This window comes from Microcoleus sp. Aus8_D2 (genome assembly GCF_036702665.1).
Classification (GTDB): Bacteria; Cyanobacteriota; Cyanobacteriia; order Cyanobacteriales; family Microcoleaceae; genus Microcoleus.
Genome location: NZ_JAUBUN010000018.1, coordinates 117,346 through 124,123, shown reverse-complemented (window position 1 = coordinate 124,123; position 6,778 = coordinate 117,346). Strand labels below are relative to the sequence as shown.

The following is a 6,778-nucleotide window of genomic DNA, read 5'->3' as shown; positions in this document are numbered from 1 at the left end:
TGAGTTTTACATCTGGTTGGTGAACCCGCCCCTACCGGAATTTGGTTGGTTTTACCAGGCGCACAATCAAAATTTGCTTACCGTTAATCTGTCGTTGGGTGGGGGCGGGTTTATCAATATTGTTTGTGAGTTTTACATCTGGTTGGTGAACCCGCCCCTACCGGAATTTGGTTGGTTTTACCAGGCGCACAATCAAAATTTGCCTACCGTTAATCTGTCGTTGGGTGGGGGCGGGTTTATTAATATTGTTTGTGAGTTTATTTCACCGGATATAATATGAGTATATTCTCCAAGGTTTGATGATGAACGAACCACCGCAAATTAAAAATCCCAGCATCACTCTCTATCCTTTCCACCTGCGAAATGACGGAGACGAAGGCTACCAAGAACCAGCCCAAAATGCCGATCGCATTTGGCAACACCTAGCCGATAATGTCGGCGGAAAATTCGAGTTTCCCGAACTCAAAGCCCTGAGAAATCAGCTAATTTGCTACAAAGATGGCAAGTATCACCCAGCGGGCGAAGATGCGAATTTGAGCGATCCAAAGTTACTAAAAAATGGCAAACCCTTAAATTTTACGCCCCTGACTCAGCCTAATTATCCCAATCTCCGTGGCTCGATTAATGCACGAAGGATTAACGATACCTACGCCGCAGACTTGACTTTATATTATCAAAATGCTACGATTTTAGTTGCTGATTTAAAGCAATTAAATCCCGAAGGTTGCTTGCTCTCGAATCAAATTCAAGCATCTCTGGGACAGACGTTATTCCTGTATGCGGAGCCTGTTGTCTATGATGATTATCGCAGTCTGGCGGATAAATGCGTGCGGGCTTTGGTGGGAGATGGCATCGAGACAGAATTACAAATTACTGGGACTGGAGAGTTATTTGGTAGTCCGATTTTTGAATATGATAATTCTGCCAAAAAGTGTCATATTTTAGTATGGTTGCAACAGAATCCTGATACTTTGAAGTTGGCAACATCAACTTTTAACTATCATTTGATGAATCTACTGTGTGCTCGCAGTAAAATTTTGTTTGTGTACAATCAAGCTAAGGAAAGTTATTGCCTCGGACAACAAATAGCGACTAAGCTAGATAAATTACGGCCAGAATTCACTCAAATAGAGTCGGAACCAAATCGAGAGGTTAAACTCACGAAGTTAAAGAGTTTGTTGGCGACAGTCCGCAGTTTAGTATTTGATTATACTAAGGAGTTGCGGCATTTGCGAGAATTTAGCAATACGATTGACATTAATACTGAAAATTATGAGGATGCTTATGTTAAAATTAAAGAGTTGTCCGTGGATGGTGACAATCTCCTGTTTTTAGAGAAGTTTCGGAGTTTGTGCGATCGCAAATATCAAAGTCAAATTCAAAAATACTTAAACTACCTGATGGCGAATCAGGATTTGTTCCAGCAGACAATCTCCACAATCCGCGGGATGGTGGAAATCGAACAGGCTGAACTAAGCCGGGAACAGGCAGAAAGGGAACACCAGCGCGATCGCGAACAAATACAATTGTACCAGCAAAAGGAACAAGAGCAGAAAGATCGCGATGAAGCTCAAATCCAACTCGACAAGGCAAATGAAGACAAAGAGAGAAAGCGCGATCGCCAGCTTGAGAATACCATATTTTTTGTCGGAACTGCGATCGGCGGCGGCCAAATCTTTTCAGCCGCCTATCCCCTAATCAAGGATACACCGATTTACTTGCTGCCGGATTTTTCCCGCCCGCTTCATCCTTTCACCGCCACGATTTTCTGGAGTTTGGTTTTTGGTATAGTATTCGGCTTGCTGATATTAGGTATCCTACCGCTGGCGAGAAGAATATTGCCGAAAATTGTGCCGCTGGTAAGGAAGATATTACCGTAGTAGGGGCGGCTTCCCCAACAATAATAAAACGGTTCGTAGTGCGGACTTTAGTCCGCTTTTTTTATGCTGCGGACTAAAGTCCGCACTACGAACCACTAAATATAACTGCTAGCTTGGCGGGTGAACATGGAACAGTAAATTCCGTTGGATGCGATCAATTCGTCGTGGGTTCCAATTTCGGCTATTTTACCATTTTCCATCACCGCTATGCGATCGGCAATTTTGGCCAATCCCAATCTGTGGCTGATGACAATCGTGGTTTTCCCGGCGGCGATTTGCCGGAAGATGCTGTAAATTTCGTGTTCTGTCTTGGGATCGAGGGCGGCGGTTGGTTCGTCAAAAATTAGGACTTCGGCTGTAGAAAGGCGCATGAGGGCGCGGGCGATCGCAATTCTTTGCCACTGTCCCCCCGATAAGTCGATGCCGTCTTCTAATTGTTTCCCCAAGGGTGTTTCTAAACCTTGTTCTAAACTGTTGACTTTGGCTGCAATTCCTGCTTCAGAAATCGCTGCGTTAATTGCTGTGTCATCCGACAGGGAAAGCAAGTCGCCGAAGCCGACGTTTTCGCGTACTGTCGAGGGGAAGCGGGCGTAATCTTGCATGACTACTGCGATGCGCGATCGCACGTATGCTAGAGAGTACGATCGCAAATCTTGATTGTTCCAGGCGATCGTACCACTTGTCGGGTCGTACAGTCTGCCGAGGAGTTTGCCGAGAGTAGTTTTACCCGCGCCATTTTCACCGACAAGCACAAGCATTTCACCCGGATTAACCGTTAAGTCGATATTTGCGATCGTGCTTTTAGTGCTACCGGGATAGCAAAAAGATAAATCCTTAATCTCGATACTAATTTTATCTTTTGTAGGGCGGGAATCTTGCCCGCCATCTGCTAAACTAGGCAAGCGAGATGCCACATTCAGCAGCGGCGACTGCAACTCAGGTTTCAGATCCAAAAGTTGAAAAATCGGACTGACGCCGAGGGAAATATCGTACAAATTAGTGTAATTCCCAATCAGTAATTGCAAACTTGTCTCTACTTGGACAATCAAACCCGAATACAGCGCCAAATCTCCTAAAGTGTAGCGCCCTCCCAAAGCTCCCATGACCACATAAACAAATGGCAAGGCTACACCTATTCTACTAAATATCGACCACAAAAGTACAACAATCGCTCCTTTTTTTCGCACTTGCTGCATCTCGCTAAAAAACTGCAAATATTGACCGTGCCAACGTTTTAGCCAAAGTTCCTGCAAGCCAAACAAACGCAATTCTTTAGCATATTCTTCCCCTGTCAATACTGTAGCGGATAAGTTCATCTCGCGAGTGATTTTAGCTTGCTTTTTTTGAACTCTCCAGATAAGTTTGAGATATTTTCTTTCAATGTGAATTGAGGGAAGTGATGAAACCACCATCACCACAGGAACCCACCAAGCTATTGATGCAGCCAGGCCGATCGAGGGAATGAATATACAAATTCCCGTGATTGTCATGCTGATGGTGAAGGCTAGTTGCTGTACTTGTTTAACTCCGGTTTTGGCAAGTTCTAATATATTTAATAGTTCGGGGTTTTCAAACAGGGCGATATCGTCGAAATTGGCGACTTTTTCGAGAACTTGTCCTTCAACTCCGCCTTGCACTCGATCGCGCAAAGATGTTGCTGCAAATGAACTCATGGTTTCGATAGAATCGCTGACTAATTTGAGAGTTAAGACTCCGACAATACTCCACAGCAAGATTGGGTGGGAAATCATCAAAGCTAAGGGCTGTGCTGTTCGGGTTTGCGACAGCAGCTTAGATACTTCATCAATGATTAATTTATCTAAAAATAGGACGCCAGATGGTGCAGCACCACGAACGATGTTGAGTATGATTAAATTGCGGAGTTCGATCGGTGCGGCTTTGATTATGACGCCGAGACTGCGGCGCAAAGCTTGGAATGTGGTAATTTGAAGGAGTTGCATTATTTGTTGTTAGGGATAACTGTTAACTCAATTTTTCACTCATTTTTTTATTGGTATAAGTAGCTATATTTTGCGAGCGTGAAAGGGAAGTTATTGGTGTTTTTGTTTGACTGTTGTCTCGGCTACTAGCTGAAACTAATATTATAGCTTTGAAATTAGCAGCCTGCACTCAAATTAGATAGTTGCCGTTAAAATAAGCGTTGGTTCGATCTTTGGGAATGTGAGTTTTTGTTCTGATATGATGCGGACTGAAGTCCTCACTACAAACCTCAGGACACAGCACTGCTGTGTCCCTACGGGTATGGCGGAGAAAATTATCCAAATGTCAGGCGGCGCATTGTACCGTTGTCGGTAAATTGCTGTTCGCCAATGCCAACAACTTCTACATTAATTTGGCGTTCGGAAATTGCAAATTGTCCTTGTCGCGCTGCAATTTCAACGATAATTTTATCGCCTTCAACATACACTTGATAATTAGTTGTAGCCCAGATACCTTGTTCGTGTTCAAAACTGTGTCCGTCGTCTTCATAAAGCGTCCATTCACCAATTCCCGGCCAAATTCGCATTTTTAAGGAATCGATCGACTCTTCGCCCACAAATTGCCTCACAGGCGCGATCGCAATTATCCCCCCACCGCGCGCGTACAGCGGCATTCTCTCCAAAGGCGCATGGGCCAAAATGTGCGTCGGGCCGTGATAGCATTCGCCCGTCCACCAATCAAACCAAGTACCCTCCGGCAAATACACGGCGCGGTGTTCGACTCCAGGGCGGTAAACGGGTGCAGCCATCAGCGACGGGCCGAGCAATACTTGATCGTAAAGGTGATAAGTTGTACGATCGCGCGGAAAATGATAGAGTAACGGTCGCAAAATCGGCGTTCCCGTCATCGCAGCTTCCCAAAACAAGGTGTAAATGTACGGCAACAACTGATAGCGCAAATTGATATATTCGCGGCAAATTTTCTCGGTGCGAGATCCAAAAACCCACGGTTCGTGTTGCGCCGTACTCATCGCCGAATGACCGCGCATCAAGGGATACAGCATTCCCACCTGCATCCACCGCGCGAACAATTCGGCGGTTGCATTCCCCGCAAAACCGCCGATGTCGCAGCCGACAAACTGCACGCCGGAAAGTCCCATGTTACACAACATCGGTAAGGACATTTCTAAGTGATCCCACAGCGATTGATTGTCGCCCATCCACACGGAAGAGTAACGCTGTACGCCCGCAAATCCCGATCGCGTCAGCACAAAAGATCGATCGCCCCCTCGCACTTTTCGCAACCCTTCGGCGCAAGCTTTCGCCATCATCAAGCCGTACAAATTGTGCGTTTCCGCGTGAGTTGCGCGATCGTCATCCGGGCCCTGCGGTGCATCCAGCGGAAACCAGATGTGTTCGCCGCCGTCGCCAAAAGGACGTTCCGCGATCGCAGGTTCGTTCATGTCGTTCCAAATCCCCGCAACACCCATATCTGTAAGGCTTTTGTGCAATTCACCCCACCACTGGCGCACCTCTGGGCGCATGAAATCGGGAAACACGGCTTTGTCGGGCCAAACGTAGCCGTGAAAAAGCTTTCCGTCGGCGGTGCGCACGAAATAGTCGTTTTCCACACCGCGATCGAATATTTCGTAATCTGCTTCCGGTTCGTACTTGACACCGGGATCGACAATCGTCACAACCTTGAAACCCGCTGCTTTCAAGTCTGCGATCAGTTTCGCAGGATCGGGGAAACGCTTGGGGCTCCAAGTAAACACCCGGTAGCCGCGCATATAGTCGATGTCGAGGTGGATGACATCGCAGGGAATTGCCCGATCGCGAAATTCCTTGGCCAACTCCCGCACAACGTCCTCGGATTCGTAGCTCCAGCGGCACTGGTGGTATCCCAGCGCCCATTTTGGCGGAATTGGCATCCGGCCGGTGAGCTGCGTGTAGGTAGCGAGAATTTGGGCGGGTTCCGGGCCGTAAATGATGTAGTAGTCGAGTTCCGTGTCTCTGGTTTCCATCCGCAACACCCCCGGCTTTTCGGCGCCGATGTCGAATTGACTCCAAAATGTGGTGTTGAAAAAGATGCCGTAAGCGCGATCGGGATTCAGGGCGATGTAAAATGCGATCGCCTGGTACATTTCATCTGTCTGCGAATTGTAGTCGAGGGCGTCGTTTGTCCAGTTTGTCTTGACTTCCGAGAGTTTGTCTAGCAAGCCGGTGCGTTCGCCAAAACCGTAGAAGTGCTCGTCTGTTTCAATCCGCTTCCAGGCTGCTGTTGCGCCCGCGCGCCATCCCATCGCCGATTCGCAATCGCTAGCAAAGGGTTTTCCAGATTTGTCAAAGCATTGAATTGCAGGCCGATCGCGCTTGACAGAAACTGTTATTTGTGCTGTTTCAATTTCGATTTTTTCTTCGGTTTCTCGCACTTCAAAAGGTACGATTTCCCATTGTTCGTCGGGGAGGGTTACTGAGTGCGATCGGTCTTCTACCCCCCCCTGCCCCCCCTTGCCAAGGGGGGGTGAGAATTGCATTTCTGGGGATGGGGATTGCATTTCTTGCCCCCCCTTGCTAAGGGGGGGTGAGAATTGCATTTCTGGGGATGGCAATTGCATTTCTTGCCCCCCCTTGCCAAGGGGGGGTGAGAATTGCATTTCTGGGGATGGCAATTGCATTTCTCGCCCCCCCTTACTAAGGGGGGGTTGGGGGGGGTTTGGCCGCATTCGTACTCGAATTAAGTTCGGTGCGAGTACGCTGATTTTGAGAGTGGCATTGGTACAGTTTAAGTGAATTGTGCGATCGGTTTTGTCGATCGACTTTACTGAACCGATAATTGACCAAGGCTGTTCAGTAGTTTGGAGTTTTCCGAAGTATTGCGGCATGGGTAGTTTTAGGTTTCCGTTCCTAACTATAATGGCAGTTGAGAAAGAAAGCGCGCTCTCTCTGAGGTTAGAA

The 6,778-nt window shown here is 47.4% G+C and carries 4 protein-coding genes; 2 read left to right on the top strand and 2 right to left on the bottom strand.

Annotated elements, in window-relative coordinates; all coding sequences use genetic code 11:
* Positions 1-280 (top strand): hypothetical protein (locus QUB64_RS16370; RefSeq protein WP_333271636.1); only part of this gene is annotated, 280 nt, incomplete at its 5' end.
* Positions 281-299: 19 nt separating this feature from the next.
* Positions 300-1,880 (top strand): hypothetical protein, encoded by a 1,581-nt coding sequence (locus QUB64_RS16365; protein ID WP_333271638.1) that lies wholly within the window; start codon positions 300-302, stop codon positions 1,878-1,880.
* Between the two features lie 95 nt (positions 1,881-1,975).
* On the opposite strand, the gene QUB64_RS16360 is transcribed toward QUB64_RS16365, so the two are convergent.
* Both QUB64_RS16360 and QUB64_RS16355 read right to left on the bottom strand, forming a co-directional pair.
* Positions 1,976-3,841, bottom strand: coding sequence for an ABC transporter ATP-binding protein (locus QUB64_RS16360; RefSeq protein ID WP_333271640.1), 1,866 nt, complete (start codon positions 3,839-3,841; stop codon positions 1,976-1,978).
* 314 nt (positions 3,842-4,155) lie between these two features.
* Positions 4,156-6,705, bottom strand: coding sequence for a glycoside hydrolase family 31 protein (locus QUB64_RS16355; RefSeq protein WP_333271643.1), 2,550 nt, complete (start codon positions 6,703-6,705; stop codon positions 4,156-4,158).
* Positions 6,706-6,778: the final 73 nt, after the last annotated feature.

Excerpts from the sequence above, each read along its gene's own strand:
- QUB64_RS16360 (WP_333271640.1), bottom strand. The coding sequence starts at position 3,841 with ATGCAACTCCTTCAAATTACCACATTCCAAGCTTTGCGCCGCAGTCTC.
- QUB64_RS16355 (WP_333271643.1), bottom strand. The coding sequence starts at position 6,705 with ATGCCGCAATACTTCGGAAAACTCCAAACTACTGAACAGCCTTGGTCA.
- QUB64_RS16365 (WP_333271638.1), top strand. The coding sequence starts at position 300 with ATGATGAACGAACCACCGCAAATTAAAAATCCCAGCATCACTCTCTAT.